Origin of the sequence: Halomonas sp. hl-4, from assembly GCF_900215475.1 — a bacterium.
Lineage (GTDB): Bacteria > Pseudomonadota > Gammaproteobacteria > Pseudomonadales > Halomonadaceae > Vreelandella.
In genome coordinates this window covers 4,151,633-4,167,418 of record NZ_LT907845.1, presented here as the reverse complement: position 1 = coordinate 4,167,418, position 15,786 = coordinate 4,151,633, and the positions used below count along the sequence as shown (strand labels likewise).

Annotated in this window: 15 protein-coding genes; 9 read left to right on the top strand and 6 right to left on the bottom strand. The window is 55.4% G+C overall.

Annotated features, from left to right (window positions below; translation table 11 throughout):
- Positions 1-48 precede the first annotated feature (48 nt).
- The 4 genes from CPH17_RS19495 (at position 49) to CPH17_RS19480 (ending at position 2,177) form a co-directional block, all read left to right on the top strand.
- Positions 49-1,077 (top strand): phospholipase A, encoded by a 1,029-nt coding sequence (locus CPH17_RS19495; protein ID WP_074395875.1) that lies wholly within the window; start codon positions 49-51, stop codon positions 1,075-1,077.
- Between the two features lie 71 nt (positions 1,078-1,148).
- Positions 1,149-1,481, top strand: a complete 333-nt coding sequence (locus CPH17_RS19490) for a DUF883 family protein (protein ID WP_074395874.1) — start codon at positions 1,149-1,151, stop codon at positions 1,479-1,481.
- Positions 1,481-1,882, top strand: coding sequence for a phage holin family protein (locus CPH17_RS19485; protein WP_074395873.1), 402 nt, complete (start codon positions 1,481-1,483; stop codon positions 1,880-1,882). Before CPH17_RS19490 ends, CPH17_RS19485 begins: the two co-directional genes overlap by 1 nt.
- Positions 1,857-2,177, top strand: coding sequence for a YqjK family protein (locus tag CPH17_RS19480; protein ID WP_096300845.1), 321 nt, complete (start codon positions 1,857-1,859; stop codon positions 2,175-2,177). Before CPH17_RS19485 ends, CPH17_RS19480 begins: the two co-directional genes overlap by 26 nt.
- Positions 2,178-2,209: 32 nt before the next feature.
- Here CPH17_RS19480 and CPH17_RS19475 read toward each other — a convergent pair whose 3' ends face one another.
- The gene (locus CPH17_RS19475) at positions 2,210-3,394 is read right to left on the bottom strand and encodes an NAD(P)/FAD-dependent oxidoreductase (protein WP_096300844.1); all 1,185 of its coding nucleotides are present in this window, start codon (positions 3,392-3,394) and stop codon (positions 2,210-2,212) included.
- Positions 3,395-3,580: 186 nt separating this feature from the next.
- Between CPH17_RS19475 and CPH17_RS19470 the strand changes: the two genes are divergently transcribed.
- Together CPH17_RS19470 and CPH17_RS19465 are read left to right on the top strand one after the other, a co-directional pair.
- A complete protein-coding gene (locus CPH17_RS19470; protein ID WP_096300843.1) occupies positions 3,581-4,648 on the top strand; it encodes an efflux RND transporter periplasmic adaptor subunit in 1,068 nt (355 codons plus the stop codon).
- Positions 4,648-7,761, top strand: coding sequence for an efflux RND transporter permease subunit (locus tag CPH17_RS19465; protein WP_096300842.1), 3,114 nt, complete (start codon positions 4,648-4,650; stop codon positions 7,759-7,761). Before CPH17_RS19470 ends, CPH17_RS19465 begins: the two co-directional genes overlap by 1 nt.
- A 117-nt stretch (positions 7,762-7,878) precedes the next feature.
- Here CPH17_RS19465 and CPH17_RS19460 read toward each other — a convergent pair whose 3' ends face one another.
- Positions 7,879-8,304 carry a DUF3617 domain-containing protein gene (locus CPH17_RS19460; protein ID WP_096300841.1) on the bottom strand — a complete coding sequence of 142 codons (426 nt, stop codon included), beginning with the start codon at positions 8,302-8,304 and terminating at the stop codon, positions 7,879-7,881.
- Positions 8,305-8,417: 113 nt separating this feature from the next.
- Here CPH17_RS19460 and CPH17_RS19455 point away from each other — a divergent pair, with 113 nt between their 5' ends.
- Positions 8,418-8,627, top strand: coding sequence for a CPXCG motif-containing cysteine-rich protein (locus tag CPH17_RS19455; RefSeq protein WP_074395867.1), 210 nt, complete (start codon positions 8,418-8,420; stop codon positions 8,625-8,627).
- On the opposite strand, the gene CPH17_RS19450 is transcribed toward CPH17_RS19455, so the two are convergent.
- The 4 genes from CPH17_RS19450 to CPH17_RS19435 all read right to left on the bottom strand — a co-directional run bounded on the left by CPH17_RS19450 (position 8,624) and on the right by CPH17_RS19435 (position 12,832).
- Entirely contained in the window at positions 8,624-9,463 is an 840-nt protein-coding gene (locus CPH17_RS19450; RefSeq protein WP_074395866.1) for an ABC transporter permease subunit, read from the bottom strand. The two genes, CPH17_RS19455 and CPH17_RS19450, sit on opposite strands and share 4 nt — an antisense overlap.
- Positions 9,460-10,371: an ABC transporter permease subunit gene (locus CPH17_RS19445; protein ID WP_074395865.1), complete on the bottom strand. Its 912-nt coding sequence runs from the start codon at positions 10,369-10,371 to the stop codon at positions 9,460-9,462. Before CPH17_RS19445 ends, CPH17_RS19450 begins: the two co-directional genes overlap by 4 nt.
- Before the next feature lie 64 nt (positions 10,372-10,435).
- On the bottom strand, positions 10,436-11,617 hold the full coding sequence (locus tag CPH17_RS19440) for an ABC transporter ATP-binding protein (protein ID WP_074395864.1): 1,182 nt from the start codon (positions 11,615-11,617) through the stop codon (positions 10,436-10,438).
- A gap of 108 nt (positions 11,618-11,725) precedes the next feature.
- Positions 11,726-12,832, bottom strand: a complete 1,107-nt coding sequence (locus tag CPH17_RS19435) for a polyamine ABC transporter substrate-binding protein (RefSeq protein WP_096300840.1) — start codon at positions 12,830-12,832, stop codon at positions 11,726-11,728.
- 590 nt (positions 12,833-13,422) lie between these two features.
- Here CPH17_RS19435 and ahpC point away from each other — a divergent pair.
- On the top strand, positions 13,423-13,986 hold the full coding sequence (gene ahpC / locus CPH17_RS19430) for an alkyl hydroperoxide reductase subunit C (RefSeq protein WP_074395862.1): 564 nt from the start codon (positions 13,423-13,425) through the stop codon (positions 13,984-13,986).
- A 212-nt stretch (positions 13,987-14,198) separates the two neighbouring features.
- Entirely contained in the window at positions 14,199-15,755 is a 1,557-nt protein-coding gene (gene ahpF, locus CPH17_RS19425; RefSeq protein ID WP_096301000.1) for an alkyl hydroperoxide reductase subunit F, read from the top strand.
- The last annotated feature ends 31 nt before the right edge of the window (positions 15,756-15,786 follow it).

Sequence of the window (15,786 nt, the reverse complement as noted above, 5' to 3'; positions counted from 1 at the left end):
AACAACATGGGCACAGGCACGTGCCCCACCTATTTTTGTGAGTTATCGATGGCCATTCGACACCGACATTTAACATGTTTTATTGTGCTGTGCGGTTTGACCGCCGTCAGTACTCTCGCTTACGCCGACAGCCGCGAGGAGATCGAAGCGCGCATCGACGAACTGAATAGCGAGCTATCCCAACTCCACCAGCAGTTACGTCAGGTTGATGACCTTGAGTCCAATAGTGATACCGTTGTGCCGCCACCCGAACTGGTTGCGATTGAAGACCTGAACGAGCGGCGTGAGCTGGAACAAGAATCCGGACGCAACCCATTCTCGATCACCACCCACCGGACTAATTACCTTTTCCCGGTAAGCTACAACGAGAATCAGAATCGCGACAATTTTCGCAGTATCTCGTCCGACACAGCGCCAGATGATAGCGAGCTGAAATTCCAGTTCAGTGCCAAGGTCAATCTGGCAGAAGATTTGCTGGGGGACGACGTTGGCGATCTTTATTTTGGCTATACCCAGCGCAGCTGGTGGCAAGCCTATAACACCGATGCGTCCTCGCCGTTTCGCGAGACCAATTATGAACCTGAAATGTTTATCGACATAGACACCCCCTGGGATGCCTTGGGCTGGGTCAATACGCGCAACCGGGTGGCGATTAACCACCAGTCTAACGGCCGTTCGGACCCATTATCGCGCAGTTGGAACCGCGTCTATCTCGAGAGTATTTTTCAACGTGGCGACTGGGCCGTTACCTTTGCGCCCCACTGGCGGGTTCCCGAATCCGAAGAAGATGATGATAACCCAGACATTGAACGCTACATGGGCTATGGCGATATTCGTGTGGCAAAGCGGCTCGATGATAACCATGAAGTCAGCGGACAACTGCGTGGCAATCCAAGCGCCGGCAACATGGGCACACAAATTGACTACAGCTGGCCTGCCTTCAATTCTCTGCGTGCCCATGTCCAATACTACTACGGTTACGGCGAGAGCCTGATCGATTACGATCACCGCGTACATCGCCTGAGCATTGGGTTTAGTTTAAATCCGTTATTCAGCGCCAGCGGCCTGAACCGATAAGCAATTCACTTGTCAGTGGTTATGCGACTGCTATGCTGGTAGTTGTTCACTTACCGTCAAAGGATGACATCATGGCTAAACGTCAAAACGAAAGCACCGCACAGGCCGATCAACTGAAAGAAGATCTGCGCCACCTAAGCGATACCGTTGAAGAATTGGTAAACGCTACCTCAAAAGATGCCAGTGGTGAGATGCGCGACCTCCGCACCCGTGCCGAGCAACGCCTCAAGGATACCCGCCATCGCTTGGAAGCTCGTGGCGAGCGTATTTATGAAGACACCCGCGACTCCTTGACACACCAAGCCGACGCTTGCGACAGGTATGTTCATGAAAATCCCTGGACCAGCATCGGCATCGGCGCCGCAACAGGTGTCATCATCGGTATGCTTCTCGGTCGTCGCTAATGGCTTTGGGGCCCACCCAACGCGTTTTTTCAGCCGCTAAACGTTTGCTTAACTCGCTGATTGCCAATGGTGAGACGCGACTACGTTTAGCGGTGGTGGAGCTTGAAGAAGAACGCTCCAGGCTTATGGTGCTAATGCTCATTGCTGGCGCCAGCCTACTTTTGTTGCTGCTAGGTGTCGCCACCTTGGTCGCGCTAGTGGTGGTGCTTTTCTGGGACACTTACCGGCTCACCGCTATTGCCGTTAGTGCCTTGGTATTGATTGCCGCCAGCTTCACGTTGGCGGTTATTGCGCTTCGCCAAGCAAAACAGCACACCTTACTGAAAGAAACGCTACGTCAATTAGCCGCCGACCGCGCCTTGCTGGAGGCAAAAAATGAGCCTGAACAACGCGCCCGCTAAGCCACCAGGGGCTGACACCAAGCCCCCTACAAGAGCTGAGCGCAAGGCACGCCTACTAGCTGAACTTGAGCAGCAGCGCGTGGACATTCTGGTCGACAGCGATCAGTTGCTGCGCGCGGCATCTCCCCTCGACTCCAATTGGCAGCGGTTCAAGATTCCCGCCTACGTGATTGGCGGGCTTGCCGCCTTGCGTTTGGTTCGCCACCCGCGGGGGGCACTTGCAGGGGGCCGCAAGGTGCTGGCTGGCTACATGCTTTATCGCAAGCTTAAGCTGCTTGCCAAAGTCGCCACTTAAGAAACTGCTGATGCGTTTGTGCATTGCCTGGGTCAGCAGGCCTGGCCACAGGCCACCCCGCTGGCCCATGCCCATTGAAAGTTATAGCCCCCCAGCTCTCCGGTCACATCCAACACTTCGCCAATAAAGCGCAGTTGAGGAAGCCCTTTTACCTCAAACGTTTTGGATGAAATCGACTGAGTATCGACACCCCCCATCGTTACCTCGGCCGTTCGCCACCCTTCAGTACCGGCAGGCTTTAGCTGCCAGCGATTTAGTCGCTCCGCCCATAGCTGAAGCTGCGAATTACTGTACTGCGCCAGCGGTTGCGTATCATTGCCATCGGGATACCAGTCCATTAACGATTGCGCCACTCGCTTGGGAAAGTGATCCATCAGCCAGGTGACCAACTGACGTTTCGGCGTATGCTCACGGGCATGGTGCAATAGCGCCTGGGCGTCATGCTGCGGTAATAAATCGATTTCAATCGCCTCACCGGGGGACCAAACGCTAGACGCTTGCAACATGCCCGGGCCGGATAACCCACGATGAGTAAACAGCATCGGCTCATTAAACGCCTTCAGGCGAGTATTTACCGTCACCGGCAAGCTGACGCCAGACAACTCGCTGGCCCTGGCTTTCCATTGATCACTCAGCGTAAACGGTACAAGACCGGGCGTGGTGGGTAGCACCTCAAGGCCAAATTGGCGGGCAAGGTCATAGCCGAAGCCACTAGCCCCCATAGTAGGAATCGACAGGCCGCCGCTTGCGACCACCACCACACCGGCATCTATTTTTCCTATCGAGGTCGATAGCCGCATGGCGCTGCCCTGTTCCTCAACGCGGGTAATCTGTGCACTGAGTGCTACTTCAGCCCCCGCCCACTCGCACTCCGTGAGCAGCATGCGGACAATCTCTTTAGCCGAAGTTGAACAGAATAGCTGGCCGGGCGTTTTTTCAACGTAGTCAACGTCATGACGCTCTACCAACTCGACAAAGTGCTCGGGGCGATAGCGTTTTAGCGCTGAAATGCAAAAAGCCGGATTCGTTGAATAAAAATGCTGTGGTGTAGTAGCGAGATTGGTAAAGTTGCAGCGGCCGCCGCCCGACATCAGGATTTTTTTGCCGGCTTTATTAGCATGATCAATGACCAACACGCGCTTACCGGCATAGCCCGCCTGAGCGGCGCACATCAGGCCTGCCGCGCCAGCCCCAATGATCACGACATCGTAGGTCATTCGTCACCGCTCCCAGCTTTGCAAAAGGCGGCATTTTAACAGCCTATAGAGGCTTTTTTGTTGTATCATATAAATAATAAATACAGCTTTTGTACAATTTAAGCCTACTATCAACACCATCGATAAAAAAACGCTGCTTGGCATCACGATCTAGCTCAGGCGGTACAACATATTGCAGAGAGACTTATGCCTTTATTTTGTCGCCGCTTGATGCTCACGCTGCTCCTATTTACCGCTCCCATGTTAACTCATGCTCAATCCGAGCCCAGCGTGATTGGCGTACGCGCTGCCCTGGCCCCTTGGTCAGATCCCCTTGAGGCATTGGGTACCCTGCGCGCCGACGAAAGCATGACGCTGTCGGCCACCGTCACCGATACTATCGCCGAGATTAGCTTCGAAGACGGCCAGCGTGTGAACCAGGGCGATATACTCATTCGTCTACAAGACGCCGAAGAGCAGGCACGCTTAAGAGCCGCACTCGCCCTGCGCGACGAACGACGCAACGCACTGGGGCGCTCTTTAGAGCTTCAAAACCGCAATCTGGCAGCCCGCGCCGACGTAGAAGACAACCAGTCGGGTGTCGACCAAGCCGAAGCAGAGATCGCTGCGTTACGCGCACGCCTGGAGGATTACCGGCTTAAAGCTCCGTTCAGCGGCCGAGTCGGCACGCGCAACGTAAGCACCGGAGCACTGGTAACCCCAGGAATGGACTTGATTACGCTGGACAAACTGGACGTCATGAAGCTCGACTTCAGCGTACCTGAAACCTACCTGAGCCGATTGGCGCCAGGTCTATCGCTTAGCACCACCACCGCGGCTTTCCCTGACGATGTATTCCACGGCGAAATAGCCAGCCTCGGCACGCGGGTCGATCCGGTGACGCGCAGCATTAGCGTCCGCGCTGATATCGATAACCCCGATGAACGTCTACGCCCCGGCATGCTCATGGAAGTCGTGGTGCGCCAGGAGCCCCGCGAGAGTGTCGTTCTGCCAGAGGCTGCCATTCAGCCTAATGGCAATCGTCACTATGTCATGCTGATCGACAACGCCGACACCTCTCCCCGTCTACGCCAACAAAGCGTGGAAATAGGCGAGCGCCGGGCCGGCGAAGTGGAAATTAACGCCGGGGTTTCGGCCAACGACGTCGTCGCTGTGCATGGTTTGCAACGCGCCCGGGATGGCCAAGCCGTAAGACTGATTGGCCTGATTGACGATGAGACCGATGTTCGCGATTTACTTGAGGCAGACCGCTAATGCGCTTATCGGATATCTCGGTTCAGCGCCCCGTTCTTGCGGTGGTCATGGCGGCATTAATCATTGCCTTTGGTTTACTGGCGCTTGACCGTTTACCGCTACAGGAGTACCCCACCGTCGACCCGCCGGTTGTGAGCATCGACACGCGCTACCCCGGCGCATCGGCCAGCGTGGTTGAGACTCGGATTACCCAAGTCCTCGAAGACCGCATCGCCGGGGTGGAAGGTATCGAGTTAATCACTTCCGAAAGCGAGGACGGTCGCTCACGCATCGATATCGAATTTGCCTTGACCATGGACATCGACGCGGCGGCCAACGATGTGCGTGACCGCATCGGCGGCGCCCTGCGCAACCTGCCCGACGACGCCGAAAACCCCGAGGTGAGTAAAGCCGACAGCAGCGAGGAAATCGTCGTCTGGCTGAGCCTCTCAGGGGCAGACTACTCGATGACCGAGCTAACCGATTATGCCAACCGCTTTTTAGTCGATAGCCTCTCGGTGCAGCCCGGGGTGGCCAGGGTTCGCGTCGGCGGTGGACGCGACTATGCCATGCGCGTATGGATTGACCGCAATGCCATGGCAGCACGGGACCTGACCGTAGGCGATATTGAAGATGCGCTGCGGGCCGAGAACGTCGAGTTACCGGCCGGTGCCATCGAGTCTGAGGACCGCCAGTTTATTGTTCGGCTGCCACGCACGTTTGAAACCGCCGATGACTTCCAGGCCCTCCCCCTTGAAGAGGGCGACGATGGCTATTTAGTGCGTTTAGGTGACGTAGCCCGCGTTGAGATTGGCTCTGTTGAGGACCGGAGCGTGTTTCGCGCAAATGGCGTTCCCATGGTCGGGCTGGGCATGATTATGCAGTCGACCGCGAACGTCGTCGAACTGTCAGACGCGGTGCAACAGGAGCTTGAGCGGCTGCAAACGACTCTCCCTGAGGGCATGTCCCTCAGTTTGAACTATGACGCATCGGTGTTTGTGTCCGGGGCGATCAAGGAAGTCGTCTTTACGCTGGCGGTGGCGATGGTGTTAGTCATCGTGGTGATGTTCCTGTTTCTGGGTAACTTGCGCACTACACTGATCCCCGCTGTCACGGTGCCCATTGCTATCATTGGTGCCTTTACCGCGCTGGCGGTCATGAATTTCTCGATCAATCTGCTTACCCTGCTGGCGCTGGTACTCGCTATTGGACTGATCGTCGACGACGCCATCGTGGTGCTGGAAAACATCAACCGCCGCATGCACGACGAGGGCGAAACACCTTTGGTAGCGGCGTTTCGTGGCACCCGCCAGATTGCTTTTGCGGTCATTGCCACCACACTGGTATTGATCGCCGTGTTTGTGCCGCTCAGCATGCTGCAAGGTGATATTGGCCGCTTGTTTTCCGAGTTTGCGCTGACCATGGCTGCCGCGGTCGCGATCTCTACCCTGTTAGCGCTCACGCTGACACCGATGATGGCGTCTAAAATCCTCTCGCCGCGTATGCACGACAGTCGCCTTTCCAAAGCGGTACAGAGCATCACGCGCAGCGCACAGTGCCGTTACCGCTCGCTGCTCGAAGTACTGCTGGCGCGGCGAATCTGGGTGGCTGCTGTCTTCGTATTGCTGATTGCGATGACTGCCTGGTTAAGCCAACTACTCCCTAACGAATACACCCCTCAAGAAGACCGCGGCAACTTCATCGTACTGGTCAACGGGCCCGAAGGGGCCACCTTCGACTACATGATGGATTATATGGATGAGGTGGAAGCCCGTTTGACGCCGATGGTCGAAAGCGGCGAACTGGAGCGGGTGGTGGTGCGCGCACCGCGTGGCTACGGCAATATTGAAAACTTCAACAGCGGTTTCATCATCGTCAACATGGCCGAATGGGGCAGTCGGCGTAGCGCCTGGGCGATCATGGATGACGTTCGCAATGCCCTTGATACCCTGCCCGGCGTTCAGGCATTTCCCGTCATGCGCCAAGGTTTTGGCCAACGCACGGAAAAGCCCGTGCAGTTTGTACTCGGCGGGGGCACCTACGAAGAACTGGCTGAGTGGCGTGACCAGCTAATTGACTATATACGCGATGACAATCCACGCATTCGCGCCATCGAAAGCAACTACAACGAGACGCAGCCCCAGCTCAACGTGGAGATCGACGAACAGCGCGCCGCTGCTTTGGGGGTCACAGTGAGCGAGATTGGCCGCACGCTGGAAGTGTTACTCGGTGGCCGCAACGTGACCCGCTATGTGGATAATGGCGAAGAGTACGATGTTATCGTCGAAGGCGACCGCGCCAGCCAAAACAGTCCGCGCTCCCTGGATAATATTCAAGTGCGCTCGTTGCGCAGCAATCAACTCATCCCCCTGGCAAGCCTGGTAACGTTAAGCGACGCCGCCGGTGCCAGTACGCTTAACCGCTTTGACCGCGTGCGCTCAATCACCATCGAGGCCAACTTAGCAGATGGCTATCCACTAGGTGAAGCACTCACCTATCTTGAGCAAAGCGCGGATACAATCTTGCCAGAAGAAGCGCAAACCAATGTCGCCGGGGCATCTAGAGACTTCCAGAATGCCAGCGGTGCCACCACGTTCCTGCTGGTCCTTGGTGCACTGGTGGTCTTTCTGGTGCTGGCGGCGCAGTTTGAAAGTTTCATTCATCCATTCGTCATCATGCTCACCGTGCCGCTTGCCATGAGCGGCGCATTACTGGCGCTATGGTTAACCGGCCAGTCGCTGAATATTTATAGCCAAGTGGGATTGGTGTTGTTAATTGGTCTTGCGGCGAAGAACGGTATTTTGATTGTCGAGTTCGCCAATCAACTCCGCGATGAAGGCAAGGCATTTCGTGACGCCCTCATCGAGGCCTCGGTTACTCGCCTGCGGCCTATTTTAATGACGGCGATTACCACCATGGCGGGGGCCATCCCGTTGATTGTATCGGGCGGTCCGGGAGCCGAGTCTCGCTATGTGATTGGTATTGTCATCATGGCCGGGGTAGGTGCTGCCACGTTGTTTACGCTATTTGTCGTCCCCGTCGCCTACGATTTGCTGGCACAACAAAGCGGTTCACCAGGCGCCGTTAAGCGCCGGCTAGAAAACGAAATGGCTAATGCCCCGCCGGAACGTTAGCGGGAAGCCCGCCATTCCATTACGGAGCTATATGCTTGACCAACAAAAGGGCGCGCCGGTTAGGCGCGCCCTTCTAGATGATGCTTAACTGACAATTAAGCAGCATTTAATAAACGATTAACAGTCACCCAACCGCTCGCCGTCAATCGCGGTTTGCATATTAAGCTCGCCCATTGGCGATTGCGTTTGGATATCGACGGTGCCTTCAATGCGCTCACCCATAAACTGCATATCGCCGTCGATGTTGGCTTCGCCGCCATCGGCCCGACACACCATGCTATAGGAAATGCCATCTGCATTGGTGTCTTGATCCAGTAGTTCACAACCTTCTTCTTCCTCAATAAAGCCCAGATCCGCATCTTCCAGGTCGTCTTGGGTAATGCACTGTTGCTCGGTTTCAGTTTGATCCGGAATCGGCATGTCGCCGCTAACCGTCGTGGTGCTGACGAACTCCCATTCGCCTGGCGCTATGTTGGGTGTTTCCGCCCATGCGGCTACCGGCAAGGCCAATAAGGCCGCTATGGCCACCTGTCGTAACATCATCGCTGCTCTCCATTGCGTTATAAAACGGCGTTTAGCCTACCTGATTCCACATGGCAATGCCTCTCGATAATACGGCTGCTACACTAAAGTGCCACTGCCAGAAGGATCGCACCATGCAAGAAGATACCTTAGTAGAGTATGACGCTTACTGCCCCTACTGCGATACCTTATTAACACTATTGATTGACGCTTCCCAGGGCAGTCATGTTACCTGGGAGGATTGCCACCAATGCTGTGCGCCCATCCAACTGGCCATCGAGGTATCGCTGATTACCGGCGAGTTGGAAAGTGTTCGCGTAGGCAGCGATGACGATATCCTTTAATGGGCGGACGCTTTAAGCGCAAGCTGGCGCTTGGCTTCATTTCGCCGCATTAGGTACCACGCCAAAAGCGTTGCCAGCGATACCGCTAAAATAATCAGCGTCGCCAGCGCATTAATCTTGGGTGACACGCCCATACGTACCGATGAAAACACGACCATCGGCAGCGTATTGGCGCCTGGTCCAGACACAAAACTGGCAATCACCAAGTCATCCAATGAGAGCGTAAACGCCAGTAGCCAGCCCGCCACAAGGGCCGGGGAAATAATCGGCAGCGTCACGCAGAAAAACGTTCTCATCGGCGGCGAGCCGAGGTCCATGGCGGCTTCCTCGATAGACAGGTCAATCTCACGCAGACGGGCCGCCACCACCACAGCCACGTAAGCACTACAAAACGTGGTATGCGCGATCCAAATCGTCGCCATTCCCCGATCTGCGGGCCACCCAGTGATTTGGGCCATTTGCACAAACAGCAGTAGAAGCGATAGGCCGGTAATGACTTCGGGCATCACCAAGGGCGCCGTCACCATGCTGGAAAGCGCCGTTTTGCCGCGAAATCGACCGTAGCGGGTCATCACAAACGCGGCGATGGTGCCCAGGCATACCGCCATGCTGGCGGAGAAAAACGCAATGCGCAGGCTCATCCATATCGCCGAAAGGATTTGTTCATCGCGAAACAACTCGCCGTACCACTGGGTTGAAAACCCTGACCAAACCGTCACCAGCTTCGAGGCATTGAACGAGTAAACCACCAACACCAGCATCGGCAGGTACAAAAACAGCAATCCGACCACCAGCATAACGCTGGTAAAGCGCAGTCGTGGCTTGGCTATGCTCATTTTTCCAACTCCCGGGACTGATAACGGTGAAACCATACGATGGGAATCAACAGCAAAAGCAACATGACCATGGCCAGTGCCGAAGCCACAGGCCAATCTCGATTATTGAAGAACTCTTCCCACAGCACCTTGCCAATCATCAAGGTATCCGGCCCACCCAGCAGCTCGGGGATCACGAATTCGCCAACGGCAGGAATGAAAACCAGCATCGAGCCTGCAATAATGCCGCCCATCGACAGCGGTAACGTCACCTTGATGAAGGTATTCAGCTTACGAGATCCCAGATCCGACGCCGCTTCAAGCAGCGCGCTGTCCAGCCGGGTCAGATGGGCGTAGAGAGGCAGTACCATAAACGGCAGGTAGGCATAGACAATCCCGATAATCACCGCAAACTGGGTATTCATCATACGCAAGGGGGAATCAATCAGACCCACGCCCATCAGCAGGTTGTTCAGCAAGCCGCTGTTGCCGAGAATCCCCATCCAGGCATAGATACGGATCAAAAACGACGTCCAGGACGGTAACATCACCAACAGCAATAAAATCATCTGCCAGCGCGCGCTGGTACGCGCCATTGCATACGCCATTGGGTAGCCAATCAACAGACACACCAGCGTTGCGATGAAGGCAGTTTTCAACGACCCCCAGTACGCCGCCACATACAGCGAGTCCGAGGCCAAGAACAGGTAATTGCCCAGGTTGAGGGCAATATGCAGCGTTTGATCAACGTACTCAACCAGCGCCCCATAAGGCGGCACCGCAACGGTCGCCTCCGAGAGGCTGATTTTTAGTACCAATGCAAAGGGCAGCAAGAAGAATAACGTCAGCCATGCCAAGGGCAGCGCGATGACAGCGCGCCGCCCTAGCTGCCAGCGTTTTAGCATGGCGGAAAAGCGAGCAGGCATCATTTAAGGCGATCTCCTGATGGCCCGCCGCAGCGGGCGTTTCCACAGCATCCAAAGGAGCCCACGGTTAGCGATTCAGCACAATAGCGCTATGATCTTCCCAATGTACATACACACGGTCTTCCCAGGTCGGTCGATCGCCGCGCCGCTCGGTATTGGCCATGCTGACCTTGATGAGCTGGCCACTGGGGGTGCGCACGTAATAAAGCGAAAACCCTCCCAGGTAGGCAATATCTTCCACCCTACCCTCGCTCCAGTTATGCGCCGCGTCGGGCTTCTCGCGGGTCAGCCAGATTTTCTCGGGGCGCAGCGCCGCCCACACTCGGCGGTCCATGGCCTGGGTGGTAATCCCATGATCGATATAAATCGGCCGTTCAAGCGCCGGTGAAACAATCTTGCAATGGTCGGCCGCATCCTCAACAATCTCGCCCTCAAAGAGGTTCACTGTGCCTACAAACTCGGCCACCATACGGCTGACCGGGCTTTCGTAGATATCAATAGGCGAGCCCACCTGCTCGATCCAGCCGTCGGCCATTATCGCCACGCGGTCGGCCATGGTCATGGCCTCTTCCTGATCGTGGGTGACCATGATGCACGTCACCCCGACCTGCTCGATAATCTCAACGACTTCCAGTTGCATCTCGGTGCGCAGCTTTTTGTCTAGCGCCCCCATCGGTTCGTCAAGCAGCAGTAGCTTGGGCCGTTTGGCCAACGAACGGGCCAGTGCGACACGCTGGCGCTGACCGCCGGAAAGTTGGTGAGGCTTACGCTTGGCAAAGCGCTCCATGTGTACCAGCTTAAGCATGTGCGCGACCCGCGCTTCAATATCGGCTTTAGGTAACTTGTCCTGTTTGAGACCAAACGCAATGTTCTGAGCCACGCTCAAATGCGGGAACAGCGCATAAGACTGAAACATCATATTGATAGGCCGCTTATGCGGCGGCATGGCGGTGATATCGTCACCGCCCAGCAAAATACGCCCCTCGGTTGGCGTTTCAAAACCCGCCAGCATACGCAACAGCGTCGACTTGCCGGAACCTGAACCACCCAGCAGGGCAAAGATCTCACCGCGTTTTACCTGCAGACTGACATCATCTACCGCCAAGGCATCATCAAAGCGTTTACTTAACCGCTTCACCTCCAACACGATGTCATCCGCGAACCTAGGCGCTTTGCCCATGGCACGCAGCGTAGCGGCATTGGTAGGAGACGTGGATGACGCGTCGTTCGATAGGGGCGTAGTCACCATTCGCCACTCCCATCAAAAGGCCCGCAGAAAACGGGCAATCAAAAACCGAACAGCGAGCCCAGGCCAATCATATGAAGCTGCCTGGGCTCGCCGTCGGATGAACGTATCTTAACGGCCGGATTTTACGCGGTTCCAGATACGAGTGCGAGCGCGCTGGATGTCCTGGGGCTTTTCAACCTGAACGTAGAGGTTATCCATCACGTCAGTATCGGGGTAGATGGCGGAATCGTTGAGAATCTCGTCAGATAGATACTCATCCGCGGCGGCGTTAGGGTTGGCATACCGCACGTACTCGGTTATTTCAGCGGCAATTTGCGGGTCAAGAATAAAGTTGATAAAGGCATGGGCGCTATCGGAATCAGGTGCATCAGCGGGAATCGCCATCATGTCAAACCACAGTGCAGCGCCTTCTTTAGGGATACTATAAGCAACCTCAAAGTCACGCCCGGCTTCTTCAGCCCGGTCAGCCGCCTGGAAAATATCCCCGGAGTAACCGGCCGCGACGCAAATGTCGCCGTTGGCCAGGTCCGACACATAGCGAGAAGAATGGAAATAGGTCATGTCATCGCGAACCTCGCCGAGCAACTCGCCTGCCGCTTCAAGGTCCTCGATGCTTTCATTGGTCGGGTCCAGCCCCAGGTACACCATTGCGGGCGATAGCATTTCATCGCCGGAATCCAGCATCGACAAGCCACATCCGGCTTCGCTCAGCTGACTGGTAATTTCCGGGTCAAATAACAATGCCCAACTGTCGACGGGCGCGTCTTCACCTAGAATCTCTTCGACGCGATCGACGTTGTAGCCAATGCCGTTGGTTCCCCACATATAAGGCACCGAGTACTCACTGCCTGGATCAACCTGTTCCAGATTCTCCATCAGCGTGGGATTCAAGTGCTTTAAATTGGGAATTTTATCGTGGTCCAGTGGCTGATACACCTCGGCTTTCATTTGCCGCGTCAGGTAGTAGGTGGACGGCACAACCACATCATATCCAGATCGGCCTGAAAGCAACGCTGCATCAAGTACCTCGTTGCTATCAAACACGTCGTAAGTGACGTCTATGCCGGTGCGTTCCGTGAATTTTTCCAATGTATCGGGCGCAATATAGTCAGACCAGTTATACACGCGCACTTCATCATCGGCATGAACCGTGGTTGCCGCTGCGACAAGTGAAATGGCCGCAACGGCCCCGGAAAGTTTGTGAATGTTCCCCATTTACCTACTCCTTAGTGAGACTAACGATAACCACAGACAAGTCAGCCGATATGCTTGTCCACTCGCCATCCCGCGGCTGACCGTGCGGATTTTGCGGCGCGGGCCCCGCTATCGCAAGCCAATGCGCAAAAATTATTACGCTGGTGCCCAGCCGCCTCAACCTGAAGCGTAGCGCAAGCGCTCACATTGGCTAGGGTCTGTTGACGTTTCGCTCGCGGCCGCGCTGGTGCCCGTTTTTATTCGCGGCAAGGCAGGAGGAGAGATGTTTGGTTATTCCAAATGAACGACGACTAACGCCGCCGCGGGTAAAAACGGGCCCAGCCCTTCGGGTTGCGCCTCAAAGAGTGCCATACGGCGTTGCAAAACTTGAAAAGGGAGCCACCCTTCCCTGCGTTTTGCGCCTTGTCTGGCACTCTTTGAGGCGGCAACGCGGTTCGCGATGAAACATCAACAGACCCTAATAACGGGTGTTATGATAGGTCGCCACTATCGCTGCGATGGTTTTTTACAATTTTAACCATCAGGCGTTAGCCCTTAGTCTAATCAGCAAATTATTTCACTGTTATTAGTCAGCAATGGAGATGATCTGAATGTCTTTAATCAACACAGCAGTCCAACCGTTCAATGCAACCGCTTACCTGAACGGCGAATTTGTTGACGTTTCCGATGCCGATTTGCAAGGCAAGTGGAGCATCTTCTTCTTCTACCCAGCCGATTTCACGTTCGTTTGCCCTACAGAGCTTGGCGATTTGGCAGACAACTACGAAGAATTTAAAAAGCTTGGCGTCGAAATCTACAGCGTTTCCACCGACACGCACTTTACCCACAAGGCGTGGCACGACAGCTCCGAAACAATCGGCAAGCTGCAGTTTCCCATGATTGCCGATCCCACGCTGCGGATTTCTCGCAACTTTGAAGTACTGATTGAAGACGCAGGCCTAGCCGAGCGCGGCACCTTCGTTATCGACCCCGACGGCAAGATCCAGATCGTTGAAATCAACGCTGGCAACATCGGTCGTAACGCCGAAGAGCTGCTGCGCAAGGTAAAAGCCGCCCAATACGTGCGTGCTAACCCTAACGAAGTCTGCCCTGCCAAGTGGAAAGAAGGCGAAGAAACCCTAGCACCGTCGCTGGATCTGGTCGGCAAAATCTAAACGCTTCATGGCGCCGCAATGCGCTCGTTGACGTTTCGCCAGGCACCCGGGTATCGCCCGGGTGTTGCTTTCTATGCACTGTTTTTCCTGTGCCTCAGCACGTTATATACCTAGAGCGCGCTGAGTTGCCTTGAAGCACTTTACGCCCAGGAACCGGCTGGCCCACCCAGTTGCCGTTACTCACCTTTGCTAGCTACGAGGTCGTCTCGATCATGCTCGACGCCAATCTAAAAGATCAGTTAAAAGCGTATTTGGAAAAAGTCACGCAGCCATTAGAGATCGTCGCCTCGCTGGATGACGGTGACAAATCGCAGGAATTGCTCAGTCTGTTGCAAGACATTAGCGGCTTGAGCGATAAGCTTAGCCTGTCGACAGAAGGCCAAGACTCTCGCACGCCTTCCTTCGCCATTAACCGGTCTGGCGAAGACACCGGCGTCGTGTTTGCGGGCATCCCCATGGGCCACGAGTTTACCTCGCTGGTGCTGGCCCTGCTTCAGGTAGGCGGACACCCGCCCAAAACCAGTAACGAGGTACTCGACCAGATCCGCGCGCTCGATCGCGAGCTGGTCTTTGAGACCTACTACTCACTGTCTTGCCAGAACTGCCCCGATGTCGTTCAGTCGCTCAATCTAATGGCGGTTGTCAATCCCAATATTCGCCACGTTGCCATTGATGGCGCGCTGTTCCAGGACGAGGTCGAAGCCCGCGAAATAATGTCGGTGCCGAGTATTTACCTCAACGGCAAACCGTTTGATCAAGGCCGCATGACCCTTGAGCAAATCATCGCCAAGGTGGATACCGGTGCCGCTGAGCGCGAAGCCAAAAAGCTTAACGCAAAAGCCGCCTTTGACACCCTGGTGATTGGTGGAGGTCCAGCGGGGGCAGCAGCCGCTATTTATTCCGCGCGCAAAGGCATTAACACTGGCGTCGCGGCAGAGCGCTTCGGCGGTCAGGTAGCCGATACCATGGGCATTGAAAACTTCATTTCAGTATCTCATACCGAAGGACCCAAGCTAGTAAGCGCACTTGAAGAGCACGTGAAAGACTACGAAGTCGACGTGATGAACCTCCAACGCGCCAGCTCGCTAAAAGCCGCCGAAAGCGAAGGTGGCTTACACGAAGTCACGCTGGAATCTGGCGCCACGCTTAAAAGCAAAACCTTGGTATTAGCCACTGGCGCACGCTGGCGGGAAATGAACGTGCCCGGCGAGCAAACGTACCGCAATAAAGGGGTCGCCTACTGTCCGCACTGCGACGGGCCGCTGTTCAAGGGCAAGCATGTTGCGGTGATTGGCGGTGGTAACTCAGGGGTTGAGGCTGCGATTGACCTTGCCGGCATTGTCGGCCACGTCACGCTGATCGAGTTTATGGGGGAGATGCGCGCCGACGCCGTGCTGCAGAAAAAACTCAAAAGCCTATCCAACGTGGATATCATCCTCAACGCCGAGACCACAGAAGTCACCGGCGACGGTAGCCGCGTGAATGGTTTGACCTATAAAGACCGTACCAACGATAAGATTAAACACGTCGTGCTGGAAGGCATCTTTGTGCAAATCGGCCTGGTGCCCAACACCGAATGGCTTAAAGGCTCGCCCATTGAGATGAGCCCACGCGGCGAAATCATCGTTGATGCCCACGGCATGACGTCGGTGCCGGGTATTTTCGCTGCTGGCGATGTCACCACTGTGCCTTATAAGCAGATTGTGATTGCCATGGGCGAAGGAGCCAAAGCCTCACTGGGCGCCTTTGATTACCTTATACGCCACTAACTCCATGGTTTTTTGAGCACGCTGATGGATA